The sequence below is a fragment of the Blautia argi genome (assembly GCF_003287895.1).
Classification (GTDB): domain Bacteria; phylum Bacillota; class Clostridia; order Lachnospirales; family Lachnospiraceae; genus Blautia; species Blautia argi.
The window spans coordinates 2505486-2525428 of record NZ_CP030280.1 but is presented as its reverse complement, the minus strand read 5'-3'; the positions used below and the strand labels follow the sequence as shown (position 1 = coordinate 2525428).

The following is a 19943-nucleotide window of genomic DNA, read 5'->3' as shown; positions in this document are numbered from 1 at the left end:
TATGAGAATTATGGGACTGGATTACGGCTCAAAGACCATAGGGGTGGCAGTCAGTGACCCCTTGGGACTTACAGCCCAGGGTGTGGAAATTATCAGAAGAGAAGAGGAGAACAAGCTTCGGAAGTCCCTTCGCAGAGTGGAAGAACTGGTGAAGAAATATGAAGTGGAAAAAATTGTTCTTGGATTTCCGAAAAATATGAACAATACTATTGGAGAACGGGCGGAAAAATCACTGCAGCTAAAAGAAACGTTAGAACGAAGATTGGGGCTGCCCGTTGTCATGTGGGACGAAAGGCTTACGACAGTAGAAGCCAACCGCACACTTATGGAAACCGGTGTGCGAAGAGAGAACAGAGGTAAATATGTGGATATGATAGCGGCTGTATTTATTTTACAGGGCTATTTAGATGCAAAAGCAAACCCGGATACCGTTTGATTGCAGGCCTGAACCATAAGCGGCAGGTTCGGGCAGAAACCAGCGTGTTTCCGGGTTCTGTGTATGCCTGAAAATTAAAAAAAGAGAAAGGACGAAAAAAATGGAAACAGTAATTTTTGATGGAGAAGATGGAACAGAATTAGAGTTTGGAATTTTAGAGCAGACAAGAGTAGGGGGGATTAATTATCTTTTAGTGATTGACCCTGAAGAAAACGATGAAGAAAACGGAAGTGCGGCATACATTTTAAAAGATATTTCCGAAGATGGCGACGAAGAGGGCTGCTATGTGTTCGTAGAAGATGATACGGAATACGAAGCGGTTTACAAGGTCTTTGCTGCTATGTTAGATGATATTGATTTTGAATAGGAACGGAAAATAATTGGAGGAATAAAATTGAAAAAAAATAATAACGGAAAATTGAGAATCATTCCATTGGGCGGACTGGAACAGATTGGAATGAACATCACTGCCTTTGAATACGAAGACAGTATTGTCGTAGTGGATTGCGGACTTTCCTTCCCGGAGGACGATATGCTGGGAATTGATTTGGTAATCCCGGATGTGACTTACTTAAAGGACAATATTGACAAAGTCAAAGGTTTTGTCATTACTCATGGACACGAGGACCATATAGGGGCGCTGCCTTATGTGCTGCGTGAAGTAAACGTACCCATTTATGCAACCAAGTTGACCATAGGACTGATTGACAATAAATTAAAGGAACACAATCTTCTGAGAAATACCAAGAGAAAGGTGATTAAACACGGACAGTCTATTAATCTGGGCTGCTTCCGTATTGAGTTTATAAAGACGAACCACAGCATTCAGGACGCATCAGCCCTTGCTATTTATTCACCGGCTGGAATTGTGATTCATACAGGGGATTTTAAGGTGGATTATACCCCTGTATTCGGAGATGCCATTGACTTGCAGAGATTTGCAGAAATCGGGAAAAAGGGCGTACTGGCCTTGATGTGCGACAGTACCAATGCGGAGAGAAAGGGCTTTACCATGTCAGAGAGAACGGTGGGAAAAACTTTTGACAACATTTTCTCAGAGCATAAGAATACCCGTATTATTATTGCAACCTTTGCTTCCAATGTGGACAGGGTGCAGCAGATTATTAATTCCGCATATAAATACGGAAGAAAGGTAGCCGTAGAAGGCAGAAGTATGGTAAATGTCATTGGTACGGCAGCAGAACTTGGTTATCTGCAAATACCGGATAAGACCCTGGTAGATATTGACCAGATTAAAAACTATCCGGACGACAAGGTCGTGCTGATTACTACAGGAAGCCAGGGAGAATCCATGGCAGCCCTGTCCCGTATGGCAGCCAATATTCATAAAAAAGTGACTATTAAACCAAATGATACCATTATTTTCAGCTCCAATCCTATTCCGGGAAATGAGAAGGCTGTGTCAAGAGTAATTAACGAGTTAAGCCGTAAGGGTGCAGATGTTATTTTCCAGGACGCACATGTGTCCGGTCATGCCTGCCAGGAGGAAATCAAGCTGATTTATTCCCTGGTAAAACCCAAATATGCCATTCCGGTGCATGGAGAGTACCGTCACTTAAAGGCTCAGGCGGGAATTGCCAGAGATTTAGGTATTCCAAAAGAAAATATCTTTATTTTGTCCTCCGGTGATGTTCTGGAACTGAACGAGGAAGAACCGGCAAAGGTGAAGGAAAAAGTAAAAACAGGCGCGATTTTGGTCGATGGTCTGGGTGTAGGCGATGTGGGAAATATTGTACTGAGAGATCGTCAGCATCTGGCAGAAGACGGTATTATGATTGTTGTACTGACTTTGGAGAAGCACAGCAGCCGACTGCTGGCAGGACCGGATATTGTTTCCAGAGGCTTTGTCTATGTGAGGGAGTCTGAGGACTTGATGGACGAGGCAAGAATTGTTGTAGAAGATGCCATTGACATCTGTTTGGATAAACACATCACAGATTGGGGAAAAATTAAAAATATTATTAAGGATTCTCTGGGCGATTTCTTGTGGAAACGGACAAAGAGAAATCCGATGATTCTTCCAATCATTATGGAGGCATAAAAATGAGTTTTGTTGAAACCTGTACAGAGATGCTGGTATCTGCAATCAAAAACGGCAGCGTATACAAGGAGTATTGCGCTGCCCTGAAAGCAGTCCAGCAAATTCCGGGGTTGAAGGATCAGGTAGATGAGATTCGCCGTCTGAATTACCGGGTGCAGAATATAAGCGAGGAAGCAAAGTTGTACGAGGAGATGGATAAGCTGGATAAGAAAATGGAAAGCCTGTCCAAAATATTGGAGGTAAACCGTTTTTTGGACGCAGAGCTGGCTTTGTGCAGACAACTGCAGGATATTGGAACCGCCATTCATCAGGGCATTCATCTGGACGTACCTGATTTGTCATAAAACAAGGAGAACAGTATGGGAAAACAAATCAGAAAACAGAAAAAATCATCAATTATAGCAGGCGGTTTTCTGCGCTTTGGAATTTATTTGTGTGTGGTTATTGGCGTGATTTTTATAGGAAAATCTGCCTATGATTTCGGATATGAAATTTTTAATCAGGAGGCAATGGCAGACAAGGAGAACGGAAGAGATATCACCGTGGTTCTGAAAAAAGGAGATTCTGTATACCAGATTGGAAAAATCCTGAAGAAAAAGGGACTGATTGAGGACGCAAAGATTTTTGTTGTGCAGGAAAAGCTGTCAAATTATAAAGGCAAACTGCAGACAGGTACTTATATTCTCAATACCAGCATGACGCCGGATGAGCTTATGGCAATTCTGGCAAAAGAGGATACAGAGGGGCAGCCGGATCAGACAGATGCAGACGGTGCAGCAAAGGAAGGCAGTTCTGATATTGAAGGAGAATCTGAAAAAGAGCAAGGGGGAGAGGCCCCATGATTGTAGAAGAGAGAATGGTTACTTATATGAATTCTCTGGACAGAGGAAATACTCCCTTTTTAAATGAACTGGAGCAGGAAGCAATTCAAAATCGTGTGCCCATTATCCGAAGAGAAATGCAGAGCTTTTTAAAGGTGCTTTTGCAGATAAAGGCGCCAAAGCGTATTTTAGAGGTAGGAACCGCAGTAGGGTTTTCCACCCTTCTTATGAGTACCTACAATCCGGTAAAATGTGAGATTGTCACCATAGAAAATTATGAGAAGAGAATTCCCATTGCAAGAAAAAATTTCCAGAAATCAGGAAGAGAGGATCAGATTACCCTTCTGGAGGGTGATGCACAGGAGGTATTAAAGACTCTCACAGAGCCTTTTGATTTTATTTTTATGGACGCGGCAAAAGGGCAGTATATCCATTTTTTGCCTGAGGTACTGCGGCTTTTTAAAGGTTGGAGGAATTCTTCTTTCCGACAATGTGCTGCAGGACGGGGATCTTATAGAATCGCATTTTGCAGTAGAGAGGCGCAATCGGACAATTTATAAAAGAATGAGAGAATATCTCTATGTTTTGAAGCACCATGAGTTACTGGAAACCTCCATTCTTCCTCTGGGAGATGGAGTGACCCTGAGTATTAAGAAACAGCAGGAGGAATAAAATGGTTCGCAAACCAGAATTATTAATTCCGGCAAGCAGTCTGGAAGTGCTGAAAATTGCAGTTATGTTTGGGGCAGATGCAGTTTACATCGGCGGTGAGGCTTTTGGACTGAGGGCAAAGGCAAAAAACTTTTCCATGAAGGATATGGAAGAGGGGATTGCTTTTGCTCATGAGCATGGAGTAAAAGTATATGTAACAGCCAATATTCTGGCGCACAATGAAGACCTGAAAGGCGTGCGGGAATATTTTGAAGAATTAAAGAAAATAAAGCCAGATGCACTGATTATTTCAGATCCCGGTGTGTTTATGATTGCAAAAGAAGTCTGTCCGGAAATTGAGCGTCATGTAAGTACACAGGCGAACAATACCAATTACGGAACCTATCGTTTCTGGTGGGAGTTGGGCGCAACGAGAGTTGTGAGCGCAAGGGAGCTGTCCCTGGCAGAAATCAGGGAAATCCGCGCCCATATACCGGAGGAAATGGAAATTGAAAGCTTTATTCACGGGGCAATGTGTATTTCTTATTCCGGCAGATGTCTGCTGTCCAATTTCTTTACCGGCCGTGATGCCAACAGAGGCGCCTGTACGCATCCTTGCCGTTGGAAATATTCTATTGTGGAGGAAACCCGTCCGGGAGAATATATGCCGGTTTATGAAAATGAGCGGGGAACCTATATCTTTAATTCCAAAGATTTGTGCATGATTGAACACATGGACGATGTACTGGAAGCCGGAATTGACAGTCTGAAAATAGAGGGGAGAATGAAAACAGCCCTTTATGTGGCAACGGTGGCAAGAACCTATCGAAAAGCCATTGATGATTATCTGGAGGATCCGGCTCTTTACAGAGAACATATGCCCTGGTACCAGGAACAGATTAAAAGCTGTACTTACCGTCAGTTTACCACTGGCTTCTTTTATGGAAAGCCGGACGAAACAACCCAGATTTACGATAATAATACCTATGAGAAGGGATATACTTATCTGGGTTACATTGAAGAGCAGAGAGAAGACGGACTTTATCGTATCACCCAGAGGAACAAATTCCTGCTGGGCGAAACAATAGAAGTTATGAAGCCTGACGGAAGAAACCTGAGAGCAGTTGTCAAAGGAATTTTTGATGAAGAAGGACAGTCCATGGAAAGTGCACCGCACCCACAGCAGGTGTTGTATGTGGAGTTAGATGCAGAGGTTTCTGTCTATGATATTTTAAGAAGACGGGAAGAAGCTTCTTAATTTCAAAAGGGCATTTTTTTCAATACGGGATACATAAGAGCGGCTGATATTCAGCCGCTTCGCTATTTCCCGCTGGGTTTGTTCTCTTTCTCCATACAAGCCGTAACGCAGCTTTAAAACCTCCTGTTCTCTTGAAGTCAGAACCTGTGGGAGCAACTTGTAGAGCCGGGCAGTATCCTGCTTTAGGGCGTAGTTTTTTACAATGTCTACGGGTTCTGTTTCAATCACATCTAAAAGACTGATTTCGTTCCCTTCCTTGTCTGTGCCGATAGGGTCATAGAGAGAAACCTCCCGATTTGATTTTTTTCTGGAGCGAAAGAGCATGAGAAGCTCATTGTCAATGCATCTGGCTGCATAAGTGGAGAGTTTGCTTGCCCTGGCGTTGTCAAAGGTCTGAACCGCTTTAATCAGACCAATGGTGCCAATGGAAATCAAGTCATCGAGTTCTTCCGAAGCTCCCTGATATTTTTTTACAATATGTGCAACCAGGCGCAGGTTTCGTTCAATCAGGATATTTTTCGCTTTTAGACTGCCCTGTTTGTATTCCTGAAGATAACGATTTTCTTCTTCTGGTGTCAGGGGCTTTAGAAACGTTTTCACACAAGCATACCTCAGAGGAATTTAATTATAGTTTATGTGAAAAGAAAGAAATTAGTGCTTTTCCATTGTAAAAGAAAAGGAAATGTGCTATTATAAGTTTCAATCAATCTGATTTTCAGGCGGTTCCGCCAAAAATTTCCAAAATAAGAATAAATATCAAAGACATAAGCAGACAAAATGTGCAGAGGATTTGCGCCTTTTGTTTTATACGTCGTGTTTTTCAAAGGAGGAATAGGATATGTTCAGCAGTATTCTTTCAGCGGCGATTTCCGGTGTAAACTGTGTACCGGTCAGGGTAGAGGCAGATGTCAGCAATGGGCTTCCTCTGTTTTCCATGGTGGGATATCTGTCCACAAGAGTCAAAGAGGCTCAGGACAGGGTCTGTACAGCACTTAGAAACAGCGGCTTTTCTCTGCCTGCCAAACGTGTTACCGTCAATCTTTCCCCTGCGGATATCCGGAAAGAGGGAACCGGTTTTGATTTGCCTATTGCAGCCGCTCTTTTGTGTTCTTTTGGCTTTCTGGATAAGGAGCAGGTAAGGGGCGTCTGTATGGCAGGGGAATTGAGCCTGAATGGAGAGGTGAAGGGAATACGAGGGATTTTACCCATTGTGGAGGCAGCTATAAAATGCGGGTGTAAGTTATGTGTGATTCCAAAAGAAAATTTAAAGGAAACCGAGTTTTTGGATACGATTCCGATTTTAGGCGTGGAGAGTCTGGACGAAGCTATGGCGTGTGCGAAAAAGCCGGGGTGGGGAGCTAAGAAAAATCCGCCCAGGGTATGGGAAAATCAGGAGGAAGAGCCAGAAGAGGATTTTTCGGATATTTTAGGCCAGGAGGCAGCAAAAAGAGCGGCTGTGATTGCGGCTGCAGGATTTCATAATTTGCTTTTCATAGGAGCAAGAGGATCAGGGAAAACCATGATTGCCAGTCGGATTCCTGGAATTTTTCCCGGCCTTTCCAGAGAAGAAGGGCTGGAGATTTCAGGGATTTACAGTGCAGCAGGTCTTTTATCAGGGGAAAATCCGATTTTGTACAAGCGGCCTTTCCGCCAGCCACACCATACGATTTCACCAAAGGCCATGGCAGGAGGAGGGCGAATTCCGCAGGCGGGAGAAATCACACTGGCACACAGGGGCGTTCTCTTTTTAGATGAGCTTCCGGAGTTTTCAAGAGCTGCGTTGGAGACCTTAAGGCAGCCTTTGGAGGCACATAAAATCTGCATTTCCAGAATAAATGGAACCTATGAGTTCCCGGCAGACTTTTTGCTGGTGGCAGCCATGAATCCCTGCCCCTGCGGCTATTATCCTGACAGGAACCGCTGCTCCTGCACAGACGGGGAGGTATCCAGATATCTGGGGCGCATCAGCGGTCCTCTTTTAGACAGGTTTGACCTTTGCACAGAGGTCAAAGATGTTTCCGCAGATCAGCTCTGGAACAGGAAAAAGGGTTCCACTTCTCTGCAAATCCGAAGAGAGATTTTGCGTGTCCATAATATACAAAAGGAGCGTTACAGAAATTGCGGAGTTTCTTTTAATGGATCGCTGAGCGGAAAGGACGTGGAGGTTTACTGTCAGACAGACAGAGAGGGAGAAAGGCTTTTGAAGAAGGCATATGAAAAGATGAATCTGAGTATGAGAGGCTATCATAAGATTTTAAAGACAGCCAGAACCATAGCGGATTTGGACAATGAAGAGAGGATTCAGGAGAAGCATGTTGCAGAAGCTGTATTTTACAGAAATTTAGATAATAAGTACAGAAAATAAAGAAAGGGATTTTATATGGAAGAAAAAGCTTCAATTTGCTGTTATACACCGTTTGACAGAGAATTTCCCCAAAAGCTGCGGGATTACAGTCAGATGCCGGAGGTGTTGTATGTAAAAGGAAGACTGCCGAACCCGAAGCGGAAGAGTGTGGCTATTGTAGGAGCCAGAGTCTGCAGCCATTACGGGGCTTTTTGGGCGTATGAGTTTGCAAAGGTGCTGGCAGAGCATGGTGTGCAGATTATCAGTGGACTGGCAAAAGGGATTGACAGCTGTGCCCATAAAGGGGCTTTAGAGGCCGGGGGAGATACCTTTGCTGTTCTGGGATGCGGAGTGGATGTCTGTTATCCCCGACAGAACCAGGATTTATACAGGCGCATGGTACAGGGAAAAGGGGGAATTTTGTCGGAATTTGAAGCAGGAACTCCTCCCTATGCGCGGAATTTTCCAAGAAGAAACCGGATTATCAGTGGGCTGTCAGACCTGATTCTGGTGATAGAGGCAAAAAAGAAAAGCGGTTCGCTGATTACTGCAGGGTATGGACTGGAGCAGGGAAAGACGGTCTTTGCCCTTCCGGGGCGGGTAGGAGATGCGTTAAGTGAAGGGTGCAATCAGCTTCTGGCAGACGGGGCAGGAGTGGCAGATTCCGTAGAGGCGGTGTTAAGTGAACTGCAGATTTTTGATAAAAAAACAGGAGCTGGAGAAAAGGATTTTGGGCAGGAAAAAAAGATTGCACTTGCAAGCAGGGAAGAAATGGTGTATAGTTGTCTGGATTTACAACCTAAAAATATAGAAGAGATTTTTCAGGAACTTCCTTTAAAAGCAGACGAAATCATAGGGAGTTTGCTGAAATTACAATTAGATGGGCTTATTGAAGAGCCGGTAAAAAATTATTATGCCAGAGCAGGAGGGTGACATGGCGAAGTATTTAGTGATTGTGGAATCACCGGCAAAAGTAAAGACAATTAAAAAATTTCTTGGTTCCAATTATGAGGTTATGGCATCAAACGGACATGTGCGGGACTTGCCGAAAAGTCAGCTTGGAATAGATGTAGAGCACGATTTTGAACCAAAATATATTACAATCCGGGGAAAAGGAGATATTCTGGCTGCGCTTAGAAAGGCAGCAAAAAAAGCGGACAAGGTTTATCTGGCAACAGACCCTGACCGCGAGGGAGAGGCTATATCCTGGCATTTGTCTAATGCTTTGAAGTTGGAACAGAAAAAAATGCGCAGAATTACCTTTAATGAAATTACAAAAACAGCAGTAAAAGCATCTATCAAACAGGCCAGAGATATTAATATGGATTTGGTTGACGCACAGCAGACCAGACGTATGCTGGATCGTATGGTGGGATATGAAATCAGTCCTGTGCTGTGGGCAAAAGTAAAAAGAGGATTAAGCGCAGGCCGTGTGCAGTCCGTGGCACTGCGGATTATCGGGGACAGAGAAGAGGAAATCAATAATTTTATTCCGGAAGAATACTGGTCCCTGGACGCAGAGTTTTCTGTAGAGGGAGAGAGGAAACCTCTTACAGCAAAGTTTTACGGAAATAAAAATAAGAGGCTGGCAATTCACTCCAGAGAAGAACTGGATAAAATCTTAAAAGAACTGGACGGAGTGGAATACAGGGTGGCAGAGGTGAAAAAAGGAGAGCGAACCAAAAAGGCTCCTCTTCCTTTTACCACCAGTACCTTACAGCAGGAAGCCTCAAAGGTGCTGAATTTTTCTACCCAGAAGACCATGCGGTTAGCACAGCAGTTATACGAAGGGGTGGATATTAAGGGCAGCGGCACCATTGGTATTATTACCTACCTGCGTACAGACTCCACCCGTATTTCAGAAGAGGCAGACGCAGCGGCAAGAGAATACATTGTATCTGAGTATGGGGAGGAGTATGTTGCTACTGCAGAAAAGAAGGGGGACAGCAAAAAGAAGATTCAGGACGCCCACGAGGCCATTCGCCCTACAGATATCCGAAGACTGCCCCTGTCTGTAAAGGAATCTCTGTCCAGAGATCAGTACAGACTGTATCAGCTTATCTGGAAACGGTTTGCTGCCAGCAGAATGCAACAGGCAAAATATGAAACTACCTCTGTGAAAATTCAGGGAGGAGAGTATTATTTTACGGTTTCTGCATCAAAGCTGAAATTTGATGGCTTTATGGCAGTGTATACCCAGGAAGACGACAGCAAAGGGGAAAATCAGCTTTTGGTCAAGAGTCTGGACGAGCAGACAAAAATTGGTCTGAAAGGCTTTAAGGAACAGCAGCATTTTACCCAGCCTCCGGCACATTATACAGAAGCTGCTCTTGTAAAGACCTTAGAGGAACTGGGAATCGGAAGACCCAGTACCTATGCGCCTACCATTACCACTATTATTGCCAGACGCTATGTGGCAAAGGAAAATAAAAATCTGTATATGACGGAACTGGGCGAAGTGGTGAATAAGATTATGAAAGAAGCATTTCCAAGTATTGTAGATGTGAATTTTACAGCTACTATGGAAGAACTTTTAGACTGCGTGGGCGAAGGCAAGGTAGAGTGGAAGACAGTTATCCGGAATTTTTATCCGGATTTGGACGAGGCAGTAAAAACTGCACAAAAAGAGCTGGAGCAGGTCAAAATTGAAGATGAGGTTACAGACGTTATCTGCGAACAGTGTGGTCGCAACATGGTAATCAAATACGGACCTCACGGAAAATTCCTGGCATGTCCCGGCTTTCCGGATTGTAAGAATACGAAGCCGTATCTGGAAAAAATCGGCGTGGCATGTCCAATCTGCGGTAAAGATGTGGTGGTAAAGAGAAGTAAAAAGGGACGTCTATATTATGGGTGCGAAAATAACCCGGAATGTGAATTTATGTCCTGGCAGAAGCCTTCAAAGGATAAGTGTCCTTCCTGCGGTGGTTATATGCTGGAAAAGGGTAACAAGCTGGTATGTGCAGACGAGCACTGTGGTTTTGTGATGATGAAACCAAAAGAAACAGAGGACATGTCAAATAAATAAAGAGTCAAACGGCAGACTGCTGTATAAAGAGCGGTCAGACTATGGTTCTGATGCGTATCTTATACAGCAGTTTTTTGCTTTATGGGAATTGTTAGAAAAACTATATAAAAGACTGAAAATAGAAAAACTACACATTGATTTCTGAAATATTGTATGTTAAAATAAGGAAAAGGGAGAAGTAGTAGGGGTAATTTGTGATTTTGCCACAAGAACGGACATGAGTACAGAAAAGGAGAGGAGGTTCGCTATGAGCGTACAATTATTAGACAAGACAAGAAAAATCAATAAACTTCTTCACAATAATCACGCATCAAAGGTACTTTTTAACGATATCTGTGAGGTGATGGTAGAAACCCTGGATTCCAATATCCTGGTTATGAGCAGAAAAGGAAAAGTGCTGGGTGTGGGAACCTGTCCGGGAGTTGACCGTATCACAGAATTAATTGACAGCGAAGTAGGAGGACACATTGATAAGCTGTTGAATGAAAGACTTTTGGGTGTTCTGTCCACAAAGGAAAATGTAAACCTTCAGACACTGGGGTTTGAAGATCCGCAGATTGGCCGTTATGTAGCAATTATCAGCCCTATTGATATTGCAGGAGAACGTCTGGGAACTTTATTCATGTACCGCAGCGAGAAACCATATGATATTGAAGATATTATTGTAAGCGAATATGGAACAACGGTTGTGGGATTGGAGATGATGCGTTCCGTCCATGAGGAAAATGCAGAGGAGAACCGGAAGATTCAGGTGGTAAAATCAGCATTTAATACCTTATCCTTCTCAGAACTGGAGGCAATCATTCATATTTTTGATGAGCTGAATGGAGATGAGGGAATTCTGGTAGCAAGTAAAATTGCAGACAGAGTGGGAATTACCCGTTCCGTCATTGTCAATGCCCTTCGGAAATTTGAAAGTGCCGGTGTGATTGAATCCCGTTCCTCTGGTATGAAGGGAACTTATATTAAGGTTTTAAATGAAGTGATTTTTGACGAACTGGAAGAAATCAAAAAGAGGAAACTGGTGAAAAAATAACAGTTAGCAGGTTACAGACAGTCCGGACAGAAGAACAGGAATAAAGAAAGGGAAGCTGCCGCAAAAGGAGCAGAGCATGTACTTAATCAAAAGAGAACTACTCAGGAGAGAGTCATGCTCCAAAGTTGCTTTTGCGGCAGTTTTCGTTATTTTTCCTGTTTATAAAATAAATATAAAATCTGCACAAAAAAGAAAAGTTAAAATATAAAGAGAAAAACAGCGTAAAAATGAGATATAAAGAGTAAATGATAAAAAACAGCCACATGGATACGCTTGCGAAAATATCTTAAATTAACTAATATATGACTATCGGTTAGCACTCGATAGAAATGAGTGCTAATAACCAAAGACTGGAATGATTAAGGAGGAAATAGATATGAAGTTAGTACCATTAGGAGACAGAGTTGTATTAAAACAGTTAGTTGCAGAAGAAACAACGAAATCAGGTATTGTACTGCCGGGTCAGGCTCAGGAGAAACCACAGCAGGCAGAAGTTGTTGCAGTTGGTCCTGGCGGAGTTGTAGACGGAAAAGAAGTAAAAATGGAAGTTGCAGCAGGCGACCAGGTTATCTATTCCAAATATGCCGGAACAGAAGTAAAGCTGGACGGAGAAGAATATATCATTGTAAAACAGAACGATATTCTGGCTGTAGTAAAATAAAAATTTCAGAGAATGATTTAGGAGGAATGTCATCATGGCAAAGGAAATTAAATTTGGAGCAGAAGCAAGAGCTGCCCTGGAAGCTGGCGTAAACAAATTAGCAGATACAGTAAGAGTAACTTTAGGACCAAAAGGAAGAAACGTGGTACTGGATAAATCTTTCGGTGCTCCGCTTATTACAAACGATGGTGTTACCATTGCAAAAGAAATTGAACTGGAAGACGGCTTTGAAAACATGGGTGCACAGCTCATCAAAGAAGTTGCAGCAAAAACAAACGATGTAGCAGGTGATGGTACTACAACTGCAACTGTTCTGGCACAGGCTATGGTTCACGAAGGAATGAAGAACCTGGCAGCAGGCGCAAATCCGATTATCCTGAGAAAGGGTATGAAAAAAGCAACAGAAGCAGCTGTAGAAGCAATCCAGAAAATGAGCGCAAATATTGAAGGCAGAGATCAGATTGCAAGAGTTGCAGCAATCTCTGCAGGTGATGATGAAGTGGGCGAAATGGTAGCAGAAGCTATGGAAAAAGTCAGCAAGGACGGCGTTATCACCATTGAAGAATCCAAAACTATGAAAACAGAGCTGGATTTAGTAGAAGGTATGCAGTTTGACCGCGGTTACATTTCTGCGTACATGGCAACAGATATGGATAAAATGGAAACTGTTTTAGACGATCCGTATATTCTGATTACAGATAAAAAAATCTCCAATATCCAGGATTTACTTCCGGTTCTGGAACAGATTGTAAAGACAGGCGCAAAACTTCTGATTATTGCAGAGGATATTGAAGGCGAAGCGCTTACAACCTTAATCGTAAATAAATTAAGAGGAACCTTCTCTGTATGTGCAGTAAAAGCTCCTGGCTACGGTGACAGAAGAAAAGAAATGCTGAAAGATATTGCAGTTCTGACAAACGGTACTGTTATCTCTGATGAAATCGGTCTGGAATTAAAAGATGTAACCATGGAACAGTTAGGACGTGCAAAATCTGTAAAAGTACAGAAAGAAAGCACTGTTATTGTGGATGGTCTTGGTGAAAAAGAAGAAATCGAAGCAAGAGTTGCTCAGATTAAACATCAGATTGCAGAAACAACTTCTGAATTTGACAAAGAAAAATTACAGGAAAGACTTGCAAAACTGGCTGGCGGCGTTGCTGTTATCCGTGTAGGCGCTGCAACAGAAACAGAAATGAAGGAAGCAAAGCTTCGTATGGAAGATGCTTTAAATGCTACAAGAGCTGCAGTAGAAGAAGGAATTATCGCAGGCGGCGGTTCTGCTTATATCCATGTTTCTAAAGAAGTAGCTAAGGTTGTGGATACTTTGGAAGGCGATGAAAAGACAGGTGCAAAGGTTGTTCTGAAAGCTTTGGAAGCTCCATTATTCCACATTGCAGCCAATGCAGGTCTGGAAGGCGCTGTTATTATCAATAAAGTAAGAGAATCTGAAGTAGGAACAGGATTTGACGCTTTACATGAAGAATATGTAGATATGGTGAAAAAAGGAATTCTGGATCCTGCAAAAGTTACAAGAAGTGCACTGCAGAACGCAACAAGCGTAGCAGGTACATTACTGACAACAGAATCTGTTGTTTCTACCATTAAAGAAGAAACTCCGGCTATGCCGGCAGGCGCTCCTGGAATGGGAATGATGTAAGAAAAACGGAAATATATGCCGGTGTTCAAAAGCAGGAACACCGGCTTTTCCTTTCTTGCAACCAGGGGGTATTTGTGCTACACTACTTATCAGAATACATAGGAATATAGGAGGAACGCGAGATGACAGACTTGTATTCAGAACTGCTTGTGAAAAAAGAGCAGACTGTAAAGGACAAGGCCATTAAAATTCTGATGATTGCAGGAATCGCCCTTACAGCAGTGGCAGGGTTGATAATTCCCTTCGCATGGATTTTGACACTGGCACTTGGAATTGCAGCATATTTCATTCTTCCAAAACTGGATTTGGAGTTTGAATATGTGTTTGTAAACGGAGAGCTGGACATTGATAAGATTATGTCCAAGGCAAAAAGAAAACGTGTAAAAAGCTTTGATTTAGCTAAAATGGATATTATGGCGCCTGTGAATTCTCACAGACTGGAATACCAGAACCATAATACAAAAGCTAAAACACTGGACTTTTCCTCAGGAAATGCCAGCCACAAGGTGTTTGCAATGTTTATTCCGGACGAGAAAGAGCTTTACAAAGTCCTCATTGAGCCAGATGCACAGCTGATTGAGAATATTCAGAAAAGCTGTCCGCGCAAAGTTTTTTTAGATTGACAGGCTTGTCGTAATTTGTTATATTACTATACTATAAATGAAACGAAGGGAGAACCGAAATGGGTAAGATTATTGGTGAAGGCATTACTTTTGACGACGTGCTGTTAGTTCCTGCATATTCAGAGGTAATACCGAATCAGGTTGAATTGTCAACATGGCTGACGAAAAAAGTGAAATTGAACATTCCGATGATGAGTGCAGGTATGGATACTGTTACAGAACACAGAATGGCAATCGCTATGGCAAGACAGGGCGGTATTGGTATTATCCACAAGAATATGACAATCGAGGAGCAGGCAGAAGAGGTAGATAAGGTAAAACGTTCTGAAAACGGTGTTATTACAGACCCATTTTATTTATCACCGGAACATACACTGGCAGATGCCAATGACCTTATGGCAAAATTTCGCATTTCAGGTGTTCCTATTACAGAAGGAAAGAAACTGGTTGGTATCATTACAAACCGCGATTTAAAATTCGAAGAAGATTTCTCCAGAAAAATTAAAGAGTGCATGACCTCAGAAGGACTGGTTACAGCAAGAGAAGGCGTGACTTTAGAGGAAGCAAAGAAAATTCTGGCAAAATCCAGAAAAGAGAAGCTTCCAATTGTAGATGAAGACTTTAACTTAAAGGGTCTTATCACAATCAAAGACATTGAAAAACAGATTAAATACCCGCTGTCAGCAAAAGATGAACAGGGACGACTTTTATGTGGTGCAGCAGTTGGTATTACTGCAAATGTTATGGCAAGAGTAGACGCTCTGGTAAATGCGAGAGTAGATGTGATTGTTGTGGACTCTGCTCATGGACATTCTGCGAATATTCTGAAAGCTGTAAGAGAAATCAAAGCCAAATACCCGGATTTACAGTTGATTGCCGGAAATGTGGCAACAGGAGAGGCTACAAGAGCTTTAATTGAAGCTGGCGTAGACGCTGTAAAGGTAGGAATCGGACCTGGTTCTATCTGTACAACCCGTGTGGTTGCAGGTATCGGTGTACCGCAGATTACAGCAGTTATGGATTGTTATGCAGTTGCAAAAGAATATGGAATTCCGATTATCGCAGACGGTGGAATCAAGTATTCCGGAGATATGACAAAAGCCATTGCAGCAGGTGCAAACGTATGTATGATGGGAAGTATCTTTGCAGGCTGTGATGAAAGCCCTGGAGATTTTGAATTGTATCAGGGAAGAAAATATAAGGTTTACAGAGGTATGGGCTCCATTGCTGCTATGGAAAACGGAAGTAAAGACCGTTATTTCCAGCAGGACGCAAAGAAGCTGGTTCCGGAAGGCGTGGAAGGCCGTGTCGCTTACAAGGGCCATGTAGAAGATACAGTATTCCAGCTTATCGGCGGACTTCGTTCCGGTATGGGATATTGTGGAGCAAAAGATATTGAAACTTTGAAGGAAAGCGGACAGTTCGTGAAGATTTCTGCTGCTTCCTTAAAAGAATCACACCCACATGATATTCATATTACAAAGGAAGCTCCTAATTATAGTATAGACGAATAAAAAGAACACCGCATGGACACTGCTTTTTGGCAGGTTCATGCGGTGTTTTTAATTTTATAGGAAATTTTCTTTCACAGGACACATGTTCTGTTGACAGAGTATTCATGTTTGCGTATCATAGGGAGTATAGAAACAGGAAATCCTACGAAGAGCGAAGGATACAGGAGAGAACAGAAGATGATGTTTGGCAGAAAAAGACACAGAGAGTCCGCAGACCTGGAGAGTCGAAGAGAACTGCGGCGTCAGAAGAGAAAGCGGGAAAGACGCCGCCACATACTGTTGTTTCTGGCAGCTGTTTTTACGGTGATACTGATATTTTTTCTGGGAAATAAAGTCAGAGAACAGATACAGGAGAGAAGGCTTTTAAAGGCAAGAAATGAATCCTTTGTAGGAGCGCCTCCCTTTGAAGTGGATTTGCTGGAGCCAAATGAATATTCCAGACCGGGTACGCCTTTAAAGAAGATAAAAGGAATCGTAGTGCATTATACAGCCAATCCGGGAACAACGGCAAAGAATAACCGGGATTATTTCCAGGGATTAAAGGACAGTCATGAAACCAAAGTCAGCAGTCATTTTGTTGTAGGAATTGAGGGAGAAATCGTACAGTGTATTCCCAGCACAGAAATTGCTTATGCGTCAAATTCCAGAAATGAGGACACCTTGTCCATTGAATGCTGCCATTTGGACGAAACGGGGGCTTTTACAGACGCTACCTATATTTCTTTAGTACGGCTCACGGGCTGGCTCTGCTATCGGTTTAATCTGACCTCAGAGGACGTAATCCGGCATTATGATGTAACGGGGAAAAACTGTCCCAAATATTATGTAGAAAATCCCGGGAAATGGGAAAAATTTAAAAAAGATGTGGAAAAACAGATTCGGGAAGTGGAAAAAGAGGCTGAAAAAGCAGAGAATCCCTGAAAGAGAAGAGGCTGTCGCATCAGATGTATATGGAGAATATTTCTCATAGCAATCTGATACGACAGCCTGTTTGTTATGACAAAATTTTTATTGCAGGTTCAGCCTTTTAGAAATAATATACCTGCTTCCCAGGAAAAAGAGAACAGCAAAAATCAAATCCCATAGAAGAGAAAAACCAATTATAGGAAGTCCGGAAAAACTCAGGTCTGAAGAGGTTACCATTTCCTGGGTTGCCATATCTGAAGAGAAAGATATGGTAAAGGGATTCAGGGCAGGAACCAGAAAGAGAATAATGGTTTTTATAATGGAAAGTATAATATTTACACCAAAAAAGGAAAGAACACTTCCCAGAACCTTGTGGTTCTTGAATAAATTGCCAAGACAAAGGGCAAAAAACAGCAGCATGGTATAATAGCCCAAATAAAGCACAATCACATTCAGGACAGTCAGGATTATAGAAAGCTGGTTTTGAAAGCCTGCACTGCCTAAGAAAATATGAAGCAGAAATTGGAAATCCTCTAAAATCCAGGTAAGGGTATCCGGATAAATGACCAGGATTGCAATAGAAATTACAACACACAGTATATCCAGTAAAATCCAGGCGTTAAAAACCAGAATTTTAGACCACAGAAGCTTTACAGGAGATACCGGAAGCGTGTGGGTTAAATAGCCCTCATCTGAAAAAAGATTTTTCTGCATATGTACAGCTAAATAAAGGTATGTAGCAATTATAATGGCAATGATAAAGAATATAAAGCCAAGTACATACAGTGCGCCTGCAATGCCGGAAAATTCAGAGGCAGAAGAGGCAGTCTGTGTATTGCTCTGTGCAGAGCCAATAGAGATAGCAATCCGTCCCAGTATGGTATACAGTAAAAGGATACCATGAAGTATAAAAAGAAGAGGGGAAACAGACTTCCAGTCATATTTAAACAATTTTCTTAACATTTAAACACCTCCCTAAATAACGTATCTACAGATTTGCCCTGCTGGAAGCGAATATTTTCTACACTGTCTGTCAGGCGAATCCGTCCGTTCTGAATGAAAATGACATCGTCCAGAATATTTTCCACATCAGAAATCAGATGAGTGGAGAGGAGAATCGTAGCATTCTCCTCATAATTGTTGAGAATGGTGGAGAGAATGTAATCTCTTGCAGCAGGGTCTACGCCTGCAATGGGTTCGTCCAGACAGTAAAGGTTTGCCCGGCGGCTCATAACGAGAATGAGCTGCACTTTTTCTTTTGTGCCTTTTGACATGGAATGAAGGCGGTCTGAGGGATTGATGTTCAACTTCTGCAACATATCATAGGCCCGGCTTTTATCAAAGTCCTCATAGAAATCATGGAAGAAATCAATGATATCGCAGACTTTTCTCCAGGAGCCAAGATAGGTACGCTCAGGAAGATAGGAAACGATTTTCTTTGTGTCAATTCCCGGTTTCATACCGTTTATCAGAACCTGTCCTTTATCCGGGGTCAGAAGTCCGTTGAGCAGTTTGATAAAAGTGGTTTTTCCGCTGCCGTTGGGACCTAAAAGCCCGATGATTTTCCCCGGTTCTAAAGTCAGATTTAAGTTATCAAGGGCAATCTTGTTGCCATAGTATTTCGTCAGATTTTGACAGTCTAAAATTGGATTCATACTTGCGCCTCCTTTTCCTCTGTTTGTTGGATAAGTTTCAGGGTGGTTTCCCTGTCAAATCCAATACGCTGCATTTTTTCCAGAAATTCTCTGATCTGCTGGGCTGCAAGCTGTGTTTTTGTTTTTTCTATCATAGCTAATTCCTCCGTGACAAAACGTCCGCTGGTTCGCTGACTGAAAAGTAGTCCGGTTCGTTCAAGCTCGGAAAGAGCTTTTTGCATGGTGTTGGGATTTACTCCGGCGTTCTGTGCCAAATCCCTTACTGACGGGAGCCTTGCACCCGGAGCGTAAATTCCGGAAATAATATCCAGAGTGATACGTTCTATAATCTGCGTATAAATAGGACGTTCGGAGTCCAGGTTCCATGACATAACAGCACCTCCTTTTATTTGTACTATTGTACTAATTGACTAATACAATAGTACATGCGAAAATAGAAAATGTCAATAGAAATTTTAGAAAATAATCATTGCAATTCAAATTTTGTATGTTAAAATATTGTTACGAATAAGCTGAAGGTGAGAGTATGAATTTATATGAAGCAATTTTTTTAAGAAAATCTGTACGCAGCTACGAGATGGAGCCTGTGAGTAGTGAGCTTTTGCAGGAATTAAGGGATTTTTATGAACAGATTGAAGGTCTGAATCCGGGGATTCGTACTGAAATTTCCATTCTTGACAATACAAAGGGACAGAATAAGAGAATCCATTTTCTGGGAGTAAAAGCGCCTTATTACATTTCCTTTTATTCTGAAGAAAAGGATTTGGCACAAATGAATGCAGGGTATATTATGGAACAGATTGCGCTGTTTTTGTGTACCAGAGGTCTGGGAACCTGCTTTTTGGGCGGCATAAAACCAAAGCTGGGAAATCCGCATAAGGGCAACCTGAAATTTATGATTACCATGGCTTTTGGAAAAAGCAAGGGAAGCTATACCAGAAAGGCGGTCGATGCAAAGCGCATGGATTTGAAAGAACTGTGTGTCTATAAGGAAGTTCCCCGTCAGTGGATGAAACAGCTTTTAGAGGCAGCGCGTCTGTCCCCGTCCAGTATGAACAGTCAGCCATGGAGATTTGTGGTTTATGACAACCGGATTCATGTATTTGCAAAAAAGCATACCGTAGGGCATATGGGCAAATATGAGGAGATGAATTTTGGTATTATGTTTTCACATCTTATGGTAGTGGCAGAGGAGTTGTGGCTGGACGTGGATTTAATCCGCCTGGAGGATATTACCCATAAGAATTTTCCAAATAATCAATATGTACTCAGTGCGATTTTGCGTACCTGA

The 19943-nt window shown here is 42.4% G+C and carries 20 protein-coding genes and 1 pseudogene; 17 read left to right on the top strand and 4 right to left on the bottom strand.

Features of this window, described 5'->3' with window-relative positions; genetic code table 11:
- Window position 1 precedes the first annotated feature (1 nt).
- The 7 genes and pseudogenes from ruvX (at window position 2) to DQQ01_RS12195 (ending at window position 5228) form a co-directional block, all read left to right on the top strand.
- On the top strand, window positions 2-436 hold the full coding sequence (gene ruvX / locus DQQ01_RS12225) for a Holliday junction resolvase RuvX (RefSeq protein ID WP_111920270.1): 435 nt from the start codon (window positions 2-4) through the stop codon (window positions 434-436).
- Between the two features lie 100 nt (window positions 437-536).
- Window positions 537-803: a DUF1292 domain-containing protein gene (locus DQQ01_RS12220; protein ID WP_111920269.1), complete on the top strand. Its 267-nt coding sequence runs from the start codon at window positions 537-539 to the stop codon at window positions 801-803.
- Between the two features lie 27 nt (window positions 804-830).
- Window positions 831-2498: a ribonuclease J gene (locus tag DQQ01_RS12215; RefSeq protein ID WP_111920268.1), complete on the top strand. Its 1668-nt coding sequence runs from the start codon at window positions 831-833 to the stop codon at window positions 2496-2498.
- A gap of 2 nt (window positions 2499-2500) precedes the next feature.
- A complete protein-coding gene (locus DQQ01_RS12210; protein ID WP_111920267.1) occupies window positions 2501-2842 on the top strand; it encodes a YlbF/YmcA family competence regulator in 342 nt (113 codons plus the stop codon).
- A 15-nt stretch (window positions 2843-2857) separates the two neighbouring features.
- Complete coding sequence (locus DQQ01_RS12205) at window positions 2858-3340, top strand: endolytic transglycosylase MltG (protein ID WP_111920266.1); 483 nt, start codon at window positions 2858-2860, stop codon at window positions 3338-3340.
- Window positions 3337-3991: pseudogene (locus DQQ01_RS12200) on the top strand (O-methyltransferase). Before DQQ01_RS12205 ends, DQQ01_RS12200 begins: the two are co-directional and overlap by 4 nt.
- A 1-nt stretch (window position 3992) precedes the next feature.
- Window positions 3993-5228, top strand: a complete 1236-nt coding sequence (locus tag DQQ01_RS12195; RefSeq protein ID WP_111920265.1) for a peptidase U32 family protein — start codon at window positions 3993-3995, stop codon at window positions 5226-5228.
- Here the strand turns inward: DQQ01_RS12195 and sigK are convergent.
- Window positions 5202-5828 carry an RNA polymerase sporulation sigma factor SigK gene (gene sigK / locus DQQ01_RS12190; protein ID WP_111920264.1) on the bottom strand — a complete coding sequence of 209 codons (627 nt, stop codon included), beginning with the start codon at window positions 5826-5828 and terminating at the stop codon, window positions 5202-5204. The two genes, DQQ01_RS12195 and sigK, sit on opposite strands and share 27 nt — an antisense overlap.
- 238 nt (window positions 5829-6066) lie before the next feature.
- On the opposite strand from sigK, the gene DQQ01_RS12185 reads away from it, so the two are divergent.
- The 9 genes from DQQ01_RS12185 (at window position 6067) to DQQ01_RS12145 (ending at window position 17012) form a co-directional block, all read left to right on the top strand.
- Window positions 6067-7593: a YifB family Mg chelatase-like AAA ATPase gene (locus tag DQQ01_RS12185; protein ID WP_111920263.1), complete on the top strand. Its 1527-nt coding sequence runs from the start codon at window positions 6067-6069 to the stop codon at window positions 7591-7593.
- 15 nt (window positions 7594-7608) lie between these two features.
- Window positions 7609-8505 (top strand): DNA-processing protein DprA, encoded by an 897-nt coding sequence (gene dprA / locus DQQ01_RS12180; protein ID WP_111920262.1) that lies wholly within the window; start codon window positions 7609-7611, stop codon window positions 8503-8505.
- Between the two features lies 1 nt (window position 8506).
- Window positions 8507-10600 (top strand): type I DNA topoisomerase, encoded by a 2094-nt coding sequence (gene topA / locus DQQ01_RS12175; RefSeq protein ID WP_111920261.1) that lies wholly within the window; start codon window positions 8507-8509, stop codon window positions 10598-10600.
- Between the two features lie 247 nt (window positions 10601-10847).
- A complete protein-coding gene (codY, locus tag DQQ01_RS12170; protein ID WP_111920260.1) occupies window positions 10848-11636 on the top strand; it encodes a GTP-sensing pleiotropic transcriptional regulator CodY in 789 nt (262 codons plus the stop codon).
- A 376-nt stretch (window positions 11637-12012) separates the two neighbouring features.
- Window positions 12013-12297 (top strand): co-chaperone GroES, encoded by a 285-nt coding sequence (gene groES / locus DQQ01_RS12165; protein WP_111920259.1) that lies wholly within the window; start codon window positions 12013-12015, stop codon window positions 12295-12297.
- 34 nt (window positions 12298-12331) lie between these two features.
- Entirely contained in the window at window positions 12332-13954 is a 1623-nt protein-coding gene (gene groL, locus DQQ01_RS12160; RefSeq protein WP_111920258.1) for a chaperonin GroEL, read from the top strand.
- 122 nt (window positions 13955-14076) lie between these two features.
- Window positions 14077-14577 carry a DUF6106 family protein gene (locus tag DQQ01_RS12155; protein WP_111920257.1) on the top strand — a complete coding sequence of 167 codons (501 nt, stop codon included), beginning with the start codon at window positions 14077-14079 and terminating at the stop codon, window positions 14575-14577.
- A gap of 59 nt (window positions 14578-14636) precedes the next feature.
- Window positions 14637-16091, top strand: coding sequence for an IMP dehydrogenase (gene guaB, locus DQQ01_RS12150; protein WP_111920256.1), 1455 nt, complete (start codon window positions 14637-14639; stop codon window positions 16089-16091).
- A 180-nt stretch (window positions 16092-16271) separates the two neighbouring features.
- Window positions 16272-17012, top strand: a complete 741-nt coding sequence (locus DQQ01_RS12145; RefSeq protein ID WP_111920931.1) for a peptidoglycan recognition protein family protein — start codon at window positions 16272-16274, stop codon at window positions 17010-17012.
- Window positions 17013-17099: 87 nt separating this feature from the next.
- Here DQQ01_RS12145 and DQQ01_RS12140 read toward each other — a convergent pair whose 3' ends face one another.
- Genes DQQ01_RS12140 through DQQ01_RS12130 form a run of 3 tightly spaced genes read right to left on the bottom strand, consistent with a single transcriptional unit; the run spans window position 17100 to window position 19023 of the window.
- Entirely contained in the window at window positions 17100-17960 is an 861-nt protein-coding gene (locus DQQ01_RS12140; RefSeq protein ID WP_111920255.1) for a hypothetical protein, read from the bottom strand.
- Window positions 17954-18652, bottom strand: a complete 699-nt coding sequence (locus DQQ01_RS12135; protein ID WP_111920254.1) for an ABC transporter ATP-binding protein — start codon at window positions 18650-18652, stop codon at window positions 17954-17956. Before DQQ01_RS12135 ends, DQQ01_RS12140 begins: the two co-directional genes overlap by 7 nt.
- A complete protein-coding gene (locus DQQ01_RS12130; RefSeq protein WP_111920253.1) occupies window positions 18649-19023 on the bottom strand; it encodes a GntR family transcriptional regulator in 375 nt (124 codons plus the stop codon). Before DQQ01_RS12130 ends, DQQ01_RS12135 begins: the two co-directional genes overlap by 4 nt.
- Window positions 19024-19178: 155 nt before the next feature.
- Between DQQ01_RS12130 and DQQ01_RS12125 the strand changes: the two genes are divergently transcribed.
- Window positions 19179-19943, top strand: a complete 765-nt coding sequence (locus DQQ01_RS12125) for a nitroreductase family protein (RefSeq protein ID WP_111920252.1) — start codon at window positions 19179-19181, stop codon at window positions 19941-19943.